Below are 15,944 nucleotides of genomic sequence, written 5' to 3' on the forward strand. Positions count from 1 at the left end.
CGGCGGCTGGGCGGTGTTTTCCGAACTGTCCGGCGCCGTCGTCGCAACCGGCAAGGTCGAGGTCGACCAGAACCGCCAGGTGGTCCAGCATCCCGATGGCGGCGTCGTCTCCGAGATCGACGTCGATGAAGGCGACGAGGTCGAGGCGGGGGACGTTCTGCTGCGGCTCGACCCGACGCTGCTGCGGTCCGAACTGGCGATTGTCGAAAGCCAGCTGTTCGAACTCATGGCACGCGGCAGCCGGCTGGAATCAGAGCGGGAAGAGGCCGAGACGGTGACCTTCGATGCCGACCTTGTCGAGATCGCCGCGAACCGCCCGGAAGTTGCCGAACTGATGGAAGGTCAGGCGCGCCTGTTCGAAGCCCGCAACGAGACCATGCAGCGCGAGATCGAGCAGCTTCAGAAGCGCCGCACCCAGATAGAGACCCAGATCACCGGCATCGATGCGCAGCAGGAATCGCTGGCCCGCCAGCTGGAACTGATCCGCAGCGAACTGGCGAACCAGCAAAGCCTGTTCGACCGCGGCCTCGCCCCGGCCAGCACCGTGCTGTCTCTGCAGCGGGAAGAATCGAACCTGACCGGCGACATGGGCGAGCTCACCGCCAGCCGCGGCGAGGCGCAGGAGCGCATCACCGAAATCGAGATCGAAATCCTGAAGCTCGGCACCACGCGCCGCGAAGACGCGATCACCCAGCTCCGCGACCTTGGCTACCGCGAACTGGAACTCGCCGAACAGCGCCGCTCGCTTCTGGAACAGCTCAGCCGCCTCGACATCCGCGCCCCCGCCTCCGGCATCGTCTACGGCATGACGGTCTACACCCCGAACTCGGTGATCCGTGCCGCCGATCCGCTGATGTACCTGATCCCGCAGGATCGTCCGCTTATCATCGCGGTGCAGGTCGATCCGACGGATATCGACGAGGTCTTCGTCGGCCAGAACGTCATCCTGCGCTTCTCCGCCTTCGACAGCCGGACCACGCCGGAGCTTGACGGCCAGGTCGTCCAGCTGTCCGCCGACGCTTTCGTCGAGGAAAACACCGGCCAGACCTATTACCGCGCCGAGATCCAGCTGCCCGAGGAAGAACTCGCAAAACTCCCCGAGGGCCTCGCCCTGATCCCCGGCATGCCGGTCCAGGCGTTCATCCGCACCGCCGACCGCACGCCTCTGGCCTATCTGGTCAAGCCGCTGGCGGACTACTTCGCGAAAGCCTTCCGCGAAAGCTGACCCGCACAGATCGTAGGGTGGGCAATCTGCCCACAATATCCGACCGGTCAATAACGTCACCTTCCGCCGCGCCACGTGCGTCCCCACCCGTACGTTTGCGCTAACACGCCTGAAATCAATCACTTGACCCCCCGTCCCCATGGGGACGCTCCCCGCACGCCCCCTGTTCCCAACCCGCCCCGCATCGACTAGCTTGCCCCCGAATCCAACGGAGGCCCCCATGACCGGACAAATCGAATCGCGCCTGGCCGAGCTCGGCATCACCCTGCCGACCCCCTCGACCCCCGCCGCCAACTACATCCCCTTCGTCACCGCCGGTGACCTGGTCTTCGTCTCCGGCCAGATCTCCCAGGACGAGACCGGCCGCATCAGCGGCAAGCTCGGCGCCGAGCTCGACACCGCCGCCGGCGCCGCCGCCGCCCGCACCTGCGCCATCCAGCTCCTGACCCAGGTCCGCGCCGCCTGCGGCGGCAACCTCGACCGGCTGGTCAAGGTCGTGAAGCTCACCGGCTTCGTCAACTCGACCCCCGATTTCACCGAACAGCCCCAGGTGATCAACGGCTGCTCCGACTTCCTCGTCGAAGTCCTCGGCGATGCCGGCCGCCACGCCCGCTCCGCCGTCTCCGCCGGCTCCCTGCCGATGGGCGTCGCGGTCGAGATCGAAGGCATCTTCCAGATCGCATGACCGCGCTGCCCGCCGCCTTCCTCGGCGCCCCCATAACCCATCGCGGCTATCACGGCGCCGGGGTACCCGAGAACTCGCCCGCCAGCTTCGAGGCCGCCATCGCGGCGGGCTACGGCATCGAGATGGATATCCAGCTGTCGTCCGACGGCGGCGCGATGGTGTTTCACGACTACGAGCTCGACCGCCTCACCTCCGAATCCGGCCTCGTCCGCGACCGCTCCACGGCAGACCTCGCACAGATCACCCTAGCCAACGGCGAACCGATCCCGACCCTAAGCACCGTCCTCTCACAGGTGAACGGCCGCACCCCGCTCCTCATCGAGATCAAGGACCAGGACGGCGTCCTCGGCCCCGATGTCGGCCCGCTGGAACAAGCCGTCGCCGCCGCGCTCGACGGCTACACAGGCCCCGTCGCCGTGATGGCCTTCAACCCGCATTCCATCGCAGCCTTTGCCAAGGCCTCCCCCGGCACCCCTATCGGCCTCACCACCTGTCCCTACCGCGCCGAAGACTGGCCCGGCATCCCGCAAGGCCGCCTCGACGAACTGAACGCCATTCCCGATTACGACCGCACCGGCGCGTCCTTCATCAGCCATCAGCACAGCGGCCTCGCCATGCCCCGCGTCGCCGACCTGAAAGCGCATGGCGCCCGCATCCTCTGCTGGACCGTCCGCAACCCCGCGGACGAGGCGGAAGCCCGCAAAATAGCCGACAACATCACCTTCGAGGGATACGCCGCCGCGATCCCTTGACGCCCCGCGCCCCGGCCCCATCATAGGAGCGTATCCCCCGGACCGGAGCGCATGCGCGAAACACGCATCGAAATTACCGTGCACGAAACCCTCGCGGAGATCGCGCCCGAGGACTGGGATGCGTGTGCCTGTCCCGAAGCCGCCGATGGCGGTCGCCCAAACGACCCCTTCACCACCCACCGCTTCCTCTACGCGCTGGAACGCTCGGGTTCGGTCGGCCGCGGCACCGGCTGGCAGCCGCGCTATCTCACCGCCGAAATGGACGGCGAGATCATCGCCGCCGCGCCGCTCTACGCCAAGGGCCACAGCCAGGGCGAATACATCTTCGACCATTCCTGGGCCCATGCCTACGAGCGCGCCGGCGGGCGCTATTACCCGAAACTGCAGATGGCCGTTCCCTTCACCCCCGCCACCGGTCGCCGTCTGCTGACCCGCCCGGGGCTGGAGGAGATGGGGCAATCCGCCCTCGTCCAGGGCGCCGTCCAGCTTGCCGCCGAACACGGCATCGCCACCGTCCACATCACCTTCTGCACCGCCGCCGAGGCCGAGGCGGGCGAGCAGATGGGGCTGATGCACCGCCTCTCGGACCAGTTCCACTGGGAAAACCGCGGCTATGCCGATTTCGACGGCTTCCTCGCCGACCTGTCGTCGCGCAAGCGCAAGAACATCCGCAAGGAACGCCGCACCGCGCAGGAATTCGGCGGCGAGATCCTCGCGCTCACCGGCGACCAGATCCAGCCAGAGCACTGGGACGCCTTCTGGCGCTTCTACCAGGACACCGGCAGCCGCAAATGGGGCTCCCCCTACCTGACCCGCGCCTTCTTCGACGAGGCGCAGGAGACCTTGCGCGACGACATCCTGCTTGTCCTCGCCGAGCGCAATGGCCGCCACGTCGCCGGTGCGCTGAACTTCATCGGCCGCGACGTGCTCTATGGCCGCTACTGGGGCTGCACCGAACACCACCCCTGCCTGCATTTCGAACTCTGCTATTACCAGGCCATCGACTACGCCATCCAGCACGGCCTTGCCCGCGTCGAGGCCGGAGCGCAGGGCGAACACAAGCTGGCGCGCGGCTACATGCCGTCGCACTGCCACTCCCTGCACTGGATCGGCGACCCGAATTTCCGCCACGCGGTGGAAGAATTCCTGCGGGCCGAGCGCGACGCCGTCGATCAGGAGATCGAGGTGCTGACCAGCTACGGCCCGTTCCGCAAGACCTGCAACACGGAGGACGAATGACCGACAAGCTCACCGGCACAGACCGCGACACCGCCCTCAAGCCGCTTCTGGAAAACGGCTGGACGCTCGCAGATGACCGCGACGCGCTGCAAAAGACGTTCCAGTTCAAAAACTTCGTCGAGGCCTTCGGCTGGATGACGAAACTTGCCATCTGGGCCGAGAAATGGAACCACCACCCGGAATGGTTCAACGTCTACAAGACGGTCGAGGTCACGCTGTCGACCCATGACGCGGGCGGGCTGACCGAGAAGGATGTGAAACTGGCAGAGAAGATGGACGCGCTGGCATGAATTTTGACGAGTTGCTGAATACCGAGATCGCCGACGGCACGACCATCGGCGATATCCTGTCCATCGAGTTCCTCGCGTCTATCCTCGGCAACATCCTTGCCGCCATCGTCATCCTGCTGCTCGGCTTCGTCATCGCCGGCTGGGCCTCGCGCCGGGTACGCAACCTCAGCCTGCGCCATGCCAAGCTGGACGAAACCCTGTTCAGCTTCCTCGCCGGAATCGTCCGCTACGCGATCCTTGCGGTCACGGTGATCTTCGTTCTCAACCGCTTCGGCTTCCAGACCACCTCGCTGGTCGCCGCCATGGGTGCCGCCGGTCTGGCCATCGGTCTCGCGCTGCAGGGCACCCTGTCGAACGTCGCGGCAGGGGTCATGATCATCATGTTCCGCCCGATCAAGATCGGCGATTTCGTCCAGGTCGGCGGAGAGATGGGGACGGTCAAGGATATCACGCTGAACTACACGGAACTCGCGACGATCAGCAACACGCAGACCATCGTTCCGAACGCCCAGGTCTGGGGCAACACCATCCAGAACTTCTCGGTCTACACCACCCGCCGCGCGGAATGGACCTTTGGCGTGTCCTACGGTTCCGATCTGAAGAAGGCGGAAGAGATCATCATCTCCACCATCATGGCCGATCCCCGTTCGATGAAAGAGCCCGAGCCCTTCATCCAGGTGAACAACCTCGGCGATTTCTCCGTCGATTTCCTCGTCCGTGTCTGGGTGGCCTCGTCCGACTTCTTCGCCTACCAGGCCGACATGAAGCGCAGGGTAAAGGAAGCGCTCGACGCCGGCGGCGTCGAAATCCCGTTCCCGACCCGCACCCTCGTCAACGCCTCCGCGGAATAGCGCATCCGCTCTGGTGAGCCGGAAGCTGACCACCCACAAAGACAAAGGCGACACTCCCAACCGGAAGCGTCGCCTCTCCAACCGCAGCGATAAGCGTGCGCACCAGCGCCCCGCTTACCTCAGCTAATTCAAAGAACCTCCAGCACCGCCTCCCCCGACGACACGCTGCATTCGCCCGGGTTCGGCTCCGCGCCGACATGGGTGATCGTCCCGTCCTCGACCACCACGACGTACCGTTTCGACCGGCCATACAGCCCGGCGGGCGGCGCGGTGAAATCCTGACCCAGCTCCTTGGTCACCTCTCCGCCGGCATCCGCCAGCATGGTGATCCCGGCCCCGTCGGCGCCCAGCTGCGTGCCCCAGGCCGACAGCGTGAAGGGATCGTTCACCGACAGGCAGATCACCTCGTCCACGCCCTTGCCGCGCAGCGCATCCGCCGTCCGCACGAAACTTGGCATATGCGCCGTCGAGCAGGTCCCGGTGAACGCCCCCGGCAGCGCGAAGATCACCACCTTGCGCCCGGTCAGCTTCTCGCCCAGTTCCACCGCCACAGGCCGCCCGTCCGGCCCCGTCGTAAGTACCGTTCCCGCAGGATACGTCGCGCCAACTTCCAAAGCCATGTCAGGCCCTTCCCGATTTGCGTTTCCTTGCCGCGACGATATACGAGGTGCGTCGCGGGATACCAGCGATACCGGAGCAGGGAGAGGCAAATGGACGACATCGTGGTGATAGGCGCCGGGCAGGCCGGCGCGTCACTGGTGGCAAGGCTGCGCAAGCAGGGCTTCGCCGGCAAGATCACCCTGATCGGCGAGGAACCCGCGCTCCCTTACGAACGCCCGCCGCTGTCCAAGGCCTACCTCCTCGGCGACTCCGAAAAGGAACGCCTCTACCTCCGCCCCGCCTCCTTCTACCAGGAAAACGATATCGAGGTTCTGACCGGCCTCCATGTCGACACCATCGACCGCACCGACCGCGTCGTCATCGCAGGCGACCGCAAGATCCCCTATGGCCAGCTCGCCCTGACCACCGGCTCGATCCCCCGCCGCCTCCCCGCCGCGATCGGCGGCGATCTCGGCAACGTCTTCACCGTCCGCACCCTTGCCGATGTCGACGCGATGGCACCCACCTTCCGGGAAGGCGCCAGATGCCTCGTGGTCGGTGGCGGCTATATCGGCCTCGAAGCCGCCGCCGTCGCCCGCAAGTCCGGCATGGAGGTCACCGTCGTCGAAATGGCCGACCGCATCCTGCAGCGCGTCGCATCGCCGGAAACCTCCGACTATTTCCGCAAGCTGCACCGGGACCACGGCGTCGACATCCGCGAGGGCGTCGGCCTGCAGAAGCTCACCGGCGACGCCGAGGTCCGCTCCGCCATCCTCAGCCATGGCGAGGAACTGCCCGTCGACGTGGTCGTCGTCGGCATCGGCATCGCCCCCGCCACCGCGCTGGCCGAGGCCTGCGAGTTGGAGATCGAGAACGGCATCAGGACCGATGCCCGTGGCCGCACCTCTGATGAGCACATCTGGTCCGCAGGCGACTGCGCCTCCTTCCCCTACAAGGGCCAGCGCATCCGCCTCGAATCCGTGCAGAACGCCATCGACCAGGCCGAATGCGTGGCCGAGAACATGCTGGGCGCCGACAAGGATTACATCCCCTACCCGTGGTTCTGGTCCGACCAGTACGACTGCAAGCTGCAGATCGCCGGTCTTTCCACCGGCTATGATCGCATCATCACCCGCGGCGAGGGCGCGAACATCTCGTTCTGGTACTTCAAGGGCGACCAGTTCCTCGCCGTCGACGCAATGAACGACGCGCGCAGCTACATGGTCGGCAAGCGCCTGCTGGAAATGGGAAAGACCCCCGATCCGGACGCCATCGCCGACCCCGAGACCGAGCTGAAAACCCTGCTTAGAGGCTGATGTCATGCGCATCATCGCCGGGACCATGCGCGGGCTGCGTCTGGCTTCGGTCGGCAAGGGCGACGCGGCCGCGCATCTGCGTCCCACCGCCGACCGGGTGCGCGAATCGCTCTTCAACACACTGACCGGCGGCCATTACGATGATCCGCTCACCGACGCCCGCGTGCTCGACCTCTTCGCCGGAACCGGCGCGCTGGGGTTCGAGGCGCTGTCGCGCGGCGCCGCCCATGCCACCTTCGTCGACGACGGCAACAAGGCCCGCGCCCTGATCCGCGAGAACACCGCGCTGACGAAAACCGGCGGCCAGGTCAAACTCTACCGCCGCGATGCCACGAAACTCGGCGACTGCCAGACCGCGCCCTTCACCCTCGTCTTCCTCGACGCGCCCTACGGCAAAGGGCTTGGCGAAAAGGCCCTCGCCGCCGCCCGCACCGGCAACTGGCTCGCCCCCTCCGCGCTTATCGTGTGGGAGGAAAACGCGCCGCAACAGCCCCCCGATGGCTTCACCCTTCTCGAATCGCGCCGCTACGGCGACACCCACGTCACCTTCCTCAGCTACACCTCCGGGTGATGCATGATCCCCTGCTTCTTCTGGTCCAAAATATCCCGGGGGAGCCCGCAGGGCGGGGGGCAGAGCCCCCTCCGCACCCTCCAGCAACACCCAGTTCGATGAAATGAACCGCCCATGAAACCCTCCTTCGTCATCTTCGACTGCGACGGCGTGCTGGTCGACAGCGAGCCTGCCACCCTCGATCTCCTGCGCGAGGATTTCGCGCCGCGCGGCCTCGACCTCACGCTCGAGACTGCCGACCGGCTGTTCACCGGCGGCACTCTCGCCGCCGCCGGAGACAAGGCGCGCGAGATGGGCATCGACCTTCCCGAAGGCTGGGTCGATGAGATGTACGAGCGGATGTATGCCCGCCTCGCCGAAGGCACGCCGCTGATCCCGGGCGTGCAGGCGGTGATGGACCGCCTCGACGCCGCCGGCATTCCCTTTGCGGTCGGATCGAACGGCAGCGAGCGGAAGATGCAGATCACCCTCAGCCAGCATCCCGCGCTCTACGAACGGGTGAAAAACCGTCTCTATTCCGCGCATACCTACGGCGCGGCCAAGCCTGACCCCACCATCTTCCTCGCCGCGGCGAAGGATGCCGGCGTTGCTCCCGCCGATTGCGCGGTCATCGACGACAGCCCCTCAGGCTGCCGCGCCGGGGTGGCGGCAGGGATGCGCACTCTAGGCTTCGCGGCTGACGGCGACGATGCCCGCCTCTCCTCGGTCGGCGCAGAGGTGTTCCACGATATGGCCGAGCTGCCCGCGCGCCTCGGGCTTTGATCCAGACGCGGCTTCGGCTACCATCCCGCCCATGTTCGCCGCCTTCGCCGATCTCTTCGCCGCGCAGCCAGAGCCGCAGGCCACCACCGCGCCGCAGCCGAAACGCCGCTCGGGGCCGCTTCTGATGACCGATATCCTGATCGCGCCCGGCGGCGAGCCGGAATTCGTGACCCGCTGGCGCGAAGACCGCGACCACGCCGGCGACGCCTGGTTCAAGAGTTAGCTACTTTACCGCCCGGATCAGCTTGCGCTCCAGCACGCGCAGCACCGTCTTCAGGTCGTGGCCGCGCTTCAGGATCTGCCCGTCCAGGCCGATGACAGAATAAAGCCCCTGACGATGTCTCAGCCGGGGGCGTTTTTCGATGCGGTACAGGGGCCGCTCCGCCGTGCGGCGGAACACCGAGAACACGGCTACCTCCGTCAGGCTGGAAATCCCGTAGTCGCGCCATTCTCCGGCCGCGACCATCCGGCCATAGAGCCCAAGGATGATTCCCAGCTCCTTGCGATCGAACGAAACCTGCTCGGGTATCCGCTGCGATGCGGGGAACGAGCTCGGGGTCAGAACTGTCATGAGCCGAAGCTTGGCGGCAGTTTGATCCGAAATCAAGCGTCTGCCGCAGGGCAAGAATTCGCGCGCCAGATTCCTGACACAAAATGGCCACCGTCCGGGCCAACAGGTTTCATGTCTCTGCCTTTATGCGTCAGCATATCTCGAACTGTCGCGAGCGGCCCGGTTGGACAGGAGGATCATAGCCCCCACCCAGACCCCCTTTCCGCCGGTCCGCCCGCTTCACGAACCCGCCTTTCGAGGCGGGTTTTTTGTTGCGGATCAGCCCGTTCTCCCAACGGTTGATTTCCGGTCCGTCATTTCGCATCAGCCCCGTTCTTGCCCGAAAATGACCTCTCTCCGGTCGCGGGCCGTTCATGCTGCCGCCGCGAAGGCGGGCGATACAGATCCCAGTGAGCGAGTAACTATTTCCCTGGCGGCCCGGCATCATAGCCCCCACCCAGTCCGGATCGCCAGGGTGCTCACCATCAGACAGGCCCGCCCTTCGTGGCGGGCCATTCTGCTTTTCTGATCCTGTTTTTCAGACCTGGTCCGCATGCGGACGCTCAGGCGAACCGCCCCTGACAGAACCACCCGCCCGACATCGCCCCGCCGTGGGCGTAGTAGATCCACAGCCGCTCGCCCGAGCTGACCACCACGTCCCAGTAATCCCGGACCCCGCTGCGCCAGGCCGGGTCGTCCAGCCACCATTCCGGCGCGATCCGTTCCGGTCCCCGGGCCGAGAGCACGCTCAGATCCCGCCGCCGCCAGCGGATCGTCCCGCCCAGCCGCGCCCGCGCGCCCCCCGATGCCTCCGTCGTCACCGGCTCCGGCGGCCACATCATCAGCGGCCGTGGCGTCGGCGGATGCGGCCAGTCCTTCGCCGCCTCCGACCACGCCGCCGCCACCTTGTGCGCGGTCTTCTCGGGAATATGGCTGTCCGCCGGGTGCATCCGCGTGATTCCCTCCATCCCGATCCGCGAACCCAGCCGCCCGATCAGGTCGTCCATCCGCGTGTCCGAGGCCATCCGCGCCATCGCGTCCTCGGTCGCCTGCAGCTGTCCCCGGAACTGCCGGACCTGCAGCACCTCGGTCAGCACCGCCTCCAGCCGCACGCAGTCGATTCCGAACCCGGCATCGACATCCCCCAGCTTCAGCACGATCAGCGGTCGTATCCGATCCGGATCGGCCGAGGCGCGCGCCAGCCCCAGCTCGATCGTCTGCATCGTCGAATCGCTCCGGAAGAACTGCAGCAGGATCCGCCGCGCCGCCCGCCCCTTCGCCTTCAGCCGCTTTTCCAGCTCCGGCAGCAGCCGGTCGACCGCGGCCATCACATCCTCGTCCAGCCCGATCGGGTCGGGCAGCGTCAGCCGCACCGCGAAGACCGCCGCGGGCCTCGCGGGCGAAACCGGCTCGGGCGCCGAACCCAGCGCCCGGTCCAGCTGCGCCACCAGCGGCTGGCCGAACCGCCGCGCCAGCGCCGCGCGCGGCATGCCCAGCAGATCGCCCACCTTGCGCAGGCCAAGCCGCGCCAGGCTCGCCACCGTCTCGTCATCCACCCGCAGCGCCGCCATCGGCAACGGCGCCAGCACCGTATGCATCCGCCCTTCCGGCGCGATCCGGCAGACCGGCCGCTCCGCCCCGGCGCGCCGCGGCGCCGGGCCGCCGCGCTCCCAGTGCCGCCGCTTCGCCGCGCGCGCCCGTGTCGCCGGCGCCTCCTGATCGATGGCGTCGCCCGACCGCACCGCTTCCGGCGTCTCGCCCGCGTAACGCGCCAGCCCCCAGGCCGCACCCACCGTCCCGGCGATTCCCAGCCGCACGCTCAGGCCAAGGTCGCGGCAGTCTTCCTCGACCTGCGCGATCAGCTTTTCCTCGCCCCCGAACAGATGCGCGCAGCCGGAAATGTCCAGGATCAGCCCCTCGGGCGCCTCCTCCGCCACCCATGGGGAAAACTTGCCCGCCCAGCGCCGCAGCGCGGTCAGGAACGCCGCATCCGCCGGACGGTTCGCCAGCCGGGTCAGCAGCCGCGGGCACATCGCCTGCGCATCGCGCAGCGGCTGCGCGGGCCGCAGCCCCTCCATCGAGGCGGCGGCGGACAGCGACATCAGCATCTGCTGGTTCTGCCGGTCCTCGACCACCGCGAAAGGCTGCTCCGCCAGACCCGGATCCATGCGCATCAGCCGCTCGGCGGCAAGCCTCGGGAACCAGATGGACAGGATGCGGCGGGCGGGCATGGCTGGCACAGGAAACTGGATGTTCACACTTTGTTCCAAAATACGCCGAGTCGGGCCGGGGAGTCGAGTCGCGATACCCCGCTGAGATCACGCGTATTTTATGAAGAGCTGTTTCACAGGTTTACAAACCCCGCCTAAGCTGCACCGCAGCGAACCATAGGAGTAAGCCATATGAAGACCAGCACCCGCATTCTGGGCGCCACATTGATCCTCGCCGCCACGGCCGCCATCGCCGCGGAAAACCCCGCCGTCGTCGCGAGACAGGACGCGATGAAGACCATCGGGATGAGCACAAAGGTTCTGGGCGACATGGCCAAGGGCGAGACCGCCTTCGATGCCGCCGCCGCGCAGGCGGCGGCGACAGCCATGGCCGAGCAGGCCGCAATGGTCCCGGCCCTTTTCGAACCGGAGGAAGACGATCCGGATTCGGAGGCAAAGCCCGAAATCTGGGCGAACTGGGATGACTTCACGGCCAAGGCCGCCGATCTCGAGGCTGCGGCCGCTTCTGCCGCCGGTTCGATAACAACTGCCGAAGACATCGGCGCCGCGATGCAGGCAATCGGCCCGACCTGCATGGCCTGCCACCGCACATACCGCGAGTAAAAAGGATAGGTCCGCCGGTACACCGGCGGACCGCCCTTTCGCGGCCTAGCCGCAGGAGATCATCTCGACGATCCCTGCCTCGCTCAGATTGAAATTCAGGCGTTTCTCGTTGAAGTCCAGCGTCACGATGCCGTCATGCGGAATCACCCGGACCGGCTGCGTGAACTCAATCGCCTCGACTTCCTGCGCCGTCGCTCCCATCAGATACTGATACTGCGACGCGCCGCAGGTGTCCGGCGACCCGTCGGGCATTGTCGCCTTTTCGGTGCACCCGGCCAGAAGACCGGCAGCGGTTGCGACGACGGCGAAAGCAATGTGTTTCATGGGGACCTCCCAAAATCTGTCGGCAAATGAAATGAGCCCGCCGGGGAGGGCCCTTGCCGCAAATGTAGACGCGTCGAGCGTACATATCACCCCCGGCCATTGGCGAGTTGCAAATACCCGCCCGTTGGCACAGGGTCCGGTCAGACACCGTTCCAGGGAGGTTGCTTATGAAGACCCGCGCCGCCGTCGCCACCGCAGCAGGCAAACCGCTTGAAATCATGGACGTTAATCTCGACGGCCCCCGTGCCGGAGAGGTCTTGGTAGAGATCAAGGCCACCGGCATCTGCCACACCGACGAGTTCACCCTGTCCGGCGCGGACCCCGAGGGGCTGTTCCCCGCCATCCTCGGCCATGAAGGTGCAGGCGTCGTGATGGAGGTGGGCGAAGGCGTCACCACCGTGAAGCCCGGCGACCACGTGATTCCGCTCTACACCCCCGAATGCCGCGAGTGCTATTCCTGCACCTCCGGCAAGACCAACCTCTGCACCTCGATCCGCGCGACGCAGGGCCAGGGCGTCATGCCCGACGGCACCAGCCGCTTCACCACGCTCGATGGCGACCCGATCCTGCACTACATGGGCTGCTCGACCTTCTCGAACCACACCGTCCTGCCGGAGATCGCGGTGGCCAAGGTCCGCGAGGACGCGCCCTTCGACAAGATCTGCTACATCGGCTGCGGCGTCACCACCGGCATCGGCGCGGTGATCAACACCGCGAAGGTCGAAATAGGCTCTACAGCAGTGGTTTTCGGCCTCGGCGGCATCGGTCTGAACGTGATCCAGGGCCTTAGGCTGGCCGGCGCCGACATGATCATCGGCGTCGACCTGAACCCGGCGAAAAAGGAAATGGCCGAGAAGTTCGGCATGACCCATTTCGTCAACCCGAAGGAACTGGACGAGGATATCGTCCCCTACATCGTCAACCTGACGAAGCGCCGGGGCGACCTGATCGGCGGCGCCGATTACAGCTTCGACTGCACCGGCAATACCACCGTGATGCGGCAGGCGCTGGAATGCGCCCACCGCGGCTGGGGCGAGTCCATCATCATCGGCGTCGCGGCGGCGGGGGCAGAGATCTCCACCCGCCCGTTCCAGCTGGTCACCGGCCGCGTCTGGAAAGGCACCGCCTTCGGCGGCGCGCGCGGCCGCACCGACGTGCCGAAGATCGTCGACTGGTACATGGACGGAAAGATCGAGATCGACCCGATGATCACCCACACCATGCCGCTCGACGACATCAACAAGGGCTTCGACCTGATGCATGCCGGTGAATCGATCCGGTCGGTGGTGCTCTATTAAGCACAAATGACGGCCCAGCTGACGATCCGCCCCGCCACCCCGGAGGATGACGACGCCATCTGGGCCGTCCTGAAGCCCGCCATCGAGGCGGGCGACACCTTCACCGCCGACCCGAACGGGGGCCGCGAAGGCGGCTTCGCCTACTGGCGCCCCGCCGGCGCGTCGAATTTCGTCGCGGAACTCGACGGAGAGATCCTCGGTACCTCCTACCTGAAACCCAACCAGAAGGGCGGTGGCACCCATGTCTGCAACGCCGGCTACTGCACCGCGCCGCAGGCGCGCGGCAAGGGCGTCGCCCGCGCCCTCCTCGCCCATTCGCTGGAAGAGGCCCGGACCCGAGGCTTCCGCGCGATGCAGTACAACTTCGTCGTCTCCACCAACACCCGCGCCATCGATACGTGGGAGCGCGCAGGCTTCCAGATCGCCGGCCGCCTGCCGGGCGCGTTCCTGCATCCTCAGCAAGGTTACGTCGATGCGCTGGTGATGTTCAGGACTCTGACAGACTGACCTGACAGCAACTCGCAGGGCCAGCCCTGCGGGCAATGCCGACTAGGCCCTTTTTCGTCCCGTCGTCCCGGAATGTGTGATGAACATCGCGGTCAGGCCTGATTCCACTTGCGGATATGCTGCATTATCCTTCCGGGGCCTGTAATTCGGCGAGGCGCCCCGTCGTACGAGCCTGCAACCGCCTCCAGGATCAGCGGGCCGGCGACGTCTTCAAGCTGAATCCTCCAGTACTCGTCGCCCATATGCATCAGGTCATTCTCTCGCCGAAGGAATTTCTGCGGCGTGGAGAGTTCAGGCGTCAGGGTACGCTCAGCCTGAGGTGAAACGATGACGTTCCGTTCCTCGCAGACCGCCTTGATGGCGTCCCGGTAGGCCAGTTTCACGCGCATCGGCGCATTCACATACGTTTCATCGCAAGGCGCAGGATCCGGTATCAGAATCGTAGGACAGGGTGCCAATCCAGGAAAGCTGATCAGCGGTTCGTTCAGAAAGGCCACCGGCCCGTTGCGGCTCATGACCGTAGGCATCTCGACTGCCCTTCGCATGCTTTCCGAGAGCAGGGTCTGCGAGATCGGTTGCGACCAGTCGAAATCGCCGGAGAACAACGTTCTCGGGTTGGTCCACTGACCGATGAACAGCACCAATTCGTAATCGGCAAGATCGCGCATGTCGGGCTCGTGCCCGCCGGATCTGCGGACCACGGTTCCATCGACCTCATAGCGCCCGCCCTTTGCGCTCCAGGCGCGGTTTATCGGGCCGGCCGTCCTGAACAGTTCCAGCTCGTAACCGTCGAGGTTCCGCTCAAGGAAAGCCCTCAATTCCTTCTTCGCGCTCCCGACGTGGGAGTATCCGCAGCAGAGTATCTTCTTCACCGGCCAAAGGCCTCCAACACGGCTTCTTCGCAGGCGATATCTTCTTCCGCCAGCCTCATCGCCTCTGCGTTCTGTTTGCCTTTCATCGCCTTTCTGGTCTTGCCGGACGTTGCAGCAAGGTTGGAATGGGCCGCGAAAAAGACCTTCATCACCGCCTCGACACCTTCGGAACGCACAGTGCGCAGGTTGGTGTCGTAGAATTCTCCCCGGGCCGCCTGATTTGTAATGATCTCGAAGGACGGGAAATAATCGATCGACGGATCGTCTTGTGCCAGTTCACCGGCCGCAGCCCGCAGAACTGCCTTGGAGTAGGTCGTGGCCGACAGGACGTGATTTCCGCCAGCGGTCGCGGTCAACGGAACCGGCGACACGGTCAGAAGGAACCGCAGAGCCGGGCGTGACCCGCGAGCCCGGGTCAGTAGTTGCTGAAAGGCCAGAAAATCGTCCAGTACCTCGTTCACGCGGTAGTTGCGAAAGACGTAGCGCTCGGGATCGTAGCTGCCGGCAATCGTCCCCGGTGCCGTGGGATAGACGGTTCCGTACTCGGCATTCTGCCAGGCTTCCGTCAGACCCAGCGTGAAAACGATGACATCGGCATCGAGGAAGATTTCCCGCACTTTCCCGACGTGATACCTGCGGTGCTCCAGAACCTCTTCGGGACTTTCCAGTCCCTCCGGTTCGACAGCCGGACGCAAGGCATCGAAATACCTTCCCCCGCGCTCCCACACGATGTCCTGCGGCACTGCGCCCTCAAGCGCCTCGCGTGCCAGCTGCAGTAGCTGCGCCGTCGTGTAGATGTTGCCATAACGGCCGGAATACATCGAAAAGCCATATGCCTGGTGTCTCTCCGGAGGAAGCGTCAGTGGAGCGGGCTCTTCGTCCACGACTTCCACGCCCCGCTGACGAAGGTGGCGCGCAATGTGCTGGGCGAAACAGCTTCCAGCGGTCACGATGCGTGCGCCATCGGGTATCTTCCATTTGTTCCGGTAGATTGGAAACATTTCGGTCGGCGACGTTTCGGACACGCCGGACTTCCAGAAGGCTTCGCCAGGCAGGTTGCCATATGGGTTTGCAGATTCACTCATTCATTACGCCCCGCCGGAGAGTCCGGCTTGCTCCGGTCTCCCGTTTTTCGGAGTCCGGATTAACACGCGGGGCTGCGCCAAGTCACGGGCCGTTTGTTTTTTGCACATCCAAGTTGCAGTCCTGCCGCCCTCCGGACCTGGCCAATAGCGAATGTTTCAGCCCTATTGCCGCGCAGCTGACTC

The 15,944-nt window shown here is 65.6% G+C and carries 19 protein-coding genes; 13 read left to right on the plus strand and 6 right to left on the minus strand.

The genetic code is table 11. The features are described 5' to 3' along the window. The 6 genes from HCO70_RS14640 to HCO70_RS14665 form a co-directional block, all read left to right on the plus strand. Window positions 1-1,225, plus strand: a 1,225-nt coding sequence (locus tag HCO70_RS14640) for an HlyD family type I secretion periplasmic adaptor subunit (RefSeq protein ID WP_172297470.1), incomplete at its 5' end; no start/stop codon positions are given. Window positions 1,226-1,445: 220 nt separating this feature from the next. Further along, complete coding sequence (locus HCO70_RS14645; protein WP_172297472.1) at window positions 1,446-1,910, plus strand: RidA family protein; 465 nt, start codon at window positions 1,446-1,448, stop codon at window positions 1,908-1,910. Continuing rightward, a complete protein-coding gene (locus HCO70_RS14650) occupies window positions 1,907-2,662 on the plus strand; it encodes a glycerophosphodiester phosphodiesterase family protein (protein WP_172297474.1) in 756 nt (251 codons plus the stop codon). The genes HCO70_RS14645 and HCO70_RS14650 overlap by 4 nt, the downstream gene beginning before the upstream one ends. Window positions 2,663-2,713: 51 nt before the next feature. Beyond that, the gene (locus tag HCO70_RS14655) at window positions 2,714-3,901 is read left to right on the plus strand and encodes a GNAT family N-acetyltransferase (protein WP_172297476.1); all 1,188 of its coding nucleotides are present in this window, start codon (window positions 2,714-2,716) and stop codon (window positions 3,899-3,901) included. Next, window positions 3,898-4,191, plus strand: coding sequence for a 4a-hydroxytetrahydrobiopterin dehydratase (locus tag HCO70_RS14660; protein ID WP_172297478.1), 294 nt, complete (start codon window positions 3,898-3,900; stop codon window positions 4,189-4,191). Before HCO70_RS14655 ends, HCO70_RS14660 begins: the two co-directional genes overlap by 4 nt. Then, complete coding sequence (locus tag HCO70_RS14665) at window positions 4,188-5,042, plus strand: mechanosensitive ion channel family protein (RefSeq protein ID WP_172297480.1); 855 nt, start codon at window positions 4,188-4,190, stop codon at window positions 5,040-5,042. The genes HCO70_RS14660 and HCO70_RS14665 overlap by 4 nt, the downstream gene beginning before the upstream one ends. A gap of 128 nt (window positions 5,043-5,170) precedes the next feature. Here the strand turns inward: HCO70_RS14665 and HCO70_RS14670 are convergent, their stop codons facing one another. After that, the gene (locus tag HCO70_RS14670) at window positions 5,171-5,662 is read right to left on the minus strand and encodes a peroxiredoxin (RefSeq protein WP_172297482.1); all 492 of its coding nucleotides are present in this window, start codon (window positions 5,660-5,662) and stop codon (window positions 5,171-5,173) included. Between the two features lie 90 nt (window positions 5,663-5,752). Between HCO70_RS14670 and HCO70_RS14675 the strand changes: the two genes are divergently transcribed. The 4 genes from HCO70_RS14675 to HCO70_RS14690 all read left to right on the plus strand — a co-directional run bounded on the left by HCO70_RS14675 (window position 5,753) and on the right by HCO70_RS14690 (window position 8,514). Then, window positions 5,753-6,958 (plus strand): NAD(P)/FAD-dependent oxidoreductase, encoded by a 1,206-nt coding sequence (locus HCO70_RS14675; RefSeq protein WP_172297484.1) that lies wholly within the window; start codon window positions 5,753-5,755, stop codon window positions 6,956-6,958. Window positions 6,959-6,962: 4 nt separating this feature from the next. Continuing rightward, entirely contained in the window at window positions 6,963-7,529 is a 567-nt protein-coding gene (gene rsmD, locus HCO70_RS14680) for a 16S rRNA (guanine(966)-N(2))-methyltransferase RsmD (RefSeq protein WP_172297486.1), read from the plus strand. A 114-nt stretch (window positions 7,530-7,643) separates the two neighbouring features. Beyond that, window positions 7,644-8,291 (plus strand): HAD family phosphatase, encoded by a 648-nt coding sequence (locus HCO70_RS14685; protein ID WP_172297488.1) that lies wholly within the window; start codon window positions 7,644-7,646, stop codon window positions 8,289-8,291. Window positions 8,292-8,322: 31 nt separating this feature from the next. Beyond that, window positions 8,323-8,514, plus strand: a complete 192-nt coding sequence (locus tag HCO70_RS14690; RefSeq protein WP_172297490.1) for a hypothetical protein — start codon at window positions 8,323-8,325, stop codon at window positions 8,512-8,514. Here HCO70_RS14690 and HCO70_RS14695 read toward each other — a convergent pair whose 3' ends face one another. Together HCO70_RS14695 and HCO70_RS14700 are read right to left on the minus strand one after the other, a co-directional pair. Then, complete coding sequence (locus HCO70_RS14695; protein ID WP_172297492.1) at window positions 8,515-8,862, minus strand: DUF2794 domain-containing protein; 348 nt, start codon at window positions 8,860-8,862, stop codon at window positions 8,515-8,517. A 542-nt stretch (window positions 8,863-9,404) separates the two neighbouring features. Further along, window positions 9,405-11,072, minus strand: a complete 1,668-nt coding sequence (locus HCO70_RS14700) for a DNA polymerase Y family protein (RefSeq protein ID WP_172298237.1) — start codon at window positions 11,070-11,072, stop codon at window positions 9,405-9,407. Window positions 11,073-11,243: 171 nt separating this feature from the next. On the opposite strand from HCO70_RS14700, the gene HCO70_RS14705 reads away from it, so the two are divergent. After that, window positions 11,244-11,675, plus strand: a complete 432-nt coding sequence (locus HCO70_RS14705) for a cytochrome c (RefSeq protein WP_172297494.1) — start codon at window positions 11,244-11,246, stop codon at window positions 11,673-11,675. A gap of 45 nt (window positions 11,676-11,720) precedes the next feature. Here HCO70_RS14705 and HCO70_RS14710 read toward each other — a convergent pair whose 3' ends face one another. Continuing rightward, complete coding sequence (locus tag HCO70_RS14710) at window positions 11,721-11,999, minus strand: I78 family peptidase inhibitor (RefSeq protein ID WP_172297496.1); 279 nt, start codon at window positions 11,997-11,999, stop codon at window positions 11,721-11,723. A gap of 167 nt (window positions 12,000-12,166) precedes the next feature. Here HCO70_RS14710 and HCO70_RS14715 point away from each other — a divergent pair, with 167 nt between their 5' ends. Then, window positions 12,167-13,297 carry an S-(hydroxymethyl)glutathione dehydrogenase/class III alcohol dehydrogenase gene (locus HCO70_RS14715; RefSeq protein ID WP_172297498.1) on the plus strand — a complete coding sequence of 377 codons (1,131 nt, stop codon included), beginning with the start codon at window positions 12,167-12,169 and terminating at the stop codon, window positions 13,295-13,297. A gap of 6 nt (window positions 13,298-13,303) precedes the next feature. Continuing rightward, window positions 13,304-13,804 (plus strand): GNAT family N-acetyltransferase, encoded by a 501-nt coding sequence (locus HCO70_RS14720; RefSeq protein WP_172297500.1) that lies wholly within the window; start codon window positions 13,304-13,306, stop codon window positions 13,802-13,804. Between the two features lie 92 nt (window positions 13,805-13,896). Here the strand turns inward: HCO70_RS14720 and HCO70_RS14725 are convergent, their stop codons facing one another. Beyond that, a complete protein-coding gene (locus HCO70_RS14725) occupies window positions 13,897-14,472 on the minus strand; it encodes a hypothetical protein (protein WP_172297502.1) in 576 nt (191 codons plus the stop codon). A gap of 200 nt (window positions 14,473-14,672) precedes the next feature. Then, on the minus strand, window positions 14,673-15,761 hold the full coding sequence (locus HCO70_RS14730; protein ID WP_172297504.1) for a GSCFA domain-containing protein: 1,089 nt from the start codon (window positions 15,759-15,761) through the stop codon (window positions 14,673-14,675). Window positions 15,762-15,944 lie beyond the last annotated feature (183 nt).

Source organism: Pseudoruegeria sp. HB172150, from assembly GCF_013184805.1.
Classification (GTDB): domain Bacteria; phylum Pseudomonadota; class Alphaproteobacteria; order Rhodobacterales; family Rhodobacteraceae; genus Psychromarinibacter.